The sequence below is a fragment of the Bradyrhizobium sp. CSA207 genome (assembly GCF_029051685.1).
In the GTDB taxonomy this organism is placed as follows: domain Bacteria; phylum Pseudomonadota; class Alphaproteobacteria; order Rhizobiales; family Xanthobacteraceae; genus Bradyrhizobium.
The window spans coordinates 1-1,068 of sequence record NZ_JAACFT010000110.1; the positions used below are offsets into that span (position 1 = coordinate 1).

Below are 1,068 nucleotides of genomic sequence, written 5' to 3' on the forward strand. Positions count from 1 at the left end.
ACCGTCAGCGCGGATGCGCTGAAGGATGCCGACATCATCATCAAGGTGAAGCGGCCCGAGGCCTCCGAGCTCGCGCAGTACAAGCGCGGCGCGCTCGTCATCGCCATCATGGATCCCTATGGCAACGAGGCCGCGCTGAAGACGATGGCCGACGCCGGCATCTCGGCCTTCGCGATGGAATTGATGCCGCGCATCACGCGCGCGCAGGCGATGGACGTGCTGTCCTCGCAGGCGAACCTCGCCGGCTACCGCGCCGTGATCGAAGGCGCCGAAGCCTTCGGCCGTGCCTTCCCGATGATGATGACGGCGGCCGGCACCATTCCCGCCGCCAAGGTGTTCGTGATGGGCGTCGGCGTCGCCGGCCTGCAAGCGATCGCGACCGCGCGTCGCCTCGGCGCCGTCGTCACTGCGACCGACGTGCGGCCTGCCACGAAAGAGCAGGTGGAGAGCCTCGGCGCAAAATTCCTCGCCGTCGAGGACGAAGAGTTCAAGAACGCGCAGACCGCCGGCGGCTACGCCAAGGAAATGTCCAAGGAGTACCAGGCCAAGCAGGCCGCGCTCACCGCCGAGCACATCAAGAAGCAGGACATCGTGATCACGACCGCGCTGATCCCGGGCCGCCCGGCGCCGAAGCTTGTCAGTGCCGAGATGGTCAAATCGATGAAGCCCGGATCGGTGCTGGTCGATCTCGCGGTCGAGCGCGGCGGCAATGTCGAGGGCGCAAAGCCGGGCGAGGTCGCCGAGCTCGATGGCATCAAGATCGTCGGCTACACCAACGTTGCCGGCCGCGTCGCGGCGTCAGCTTCCAGTCTCTACGCGCGCAACCTGTTCAATTTCATCGAGACCATGGTCGACAAGGCCAGCAAGGCGCTGGCCGTCAATTGGGACGATGAACTCGTCAAAGCGACGGCGCTGACCAGGGACGGCGCCGTCATCCACCCGAACTTCCAGCCGAAAGCCTAGGAGAGCCGCCATGGAGCACATTGCACAGGTCGTCGACCCCTTCGTCTTCCGGCTGTCGATTTTCGTTCTCGCCGTTTTCGTCGGCTATTTCGTGGTGTGGTCGGT

At 65.1% G+C, this 1,068-nt stretch carries 1 protein-coding gene and 1 pseudogene; both read left to right on the forward strand.

Features of this window, described 5'->3' with window-relative positions; translation table 11 throughout:
- Positions 1-963, forward strand: a 963-nt coding sequence (locus tag GWG65_RS40175) for an NAD(P) transhydrogenase subunit alpha (protein WP_275200915.1), incomplete at its 5' end; no start/stop codon positions are given.
- A gap of 10 nt (positions 964-973) precedes the next feature.
- Positions 974-1,068: pseudogene (locus GWG65_RS40180) on the forward strand (NAD(P) transhydrogenase subunit alpha); the annotation flags it as partial.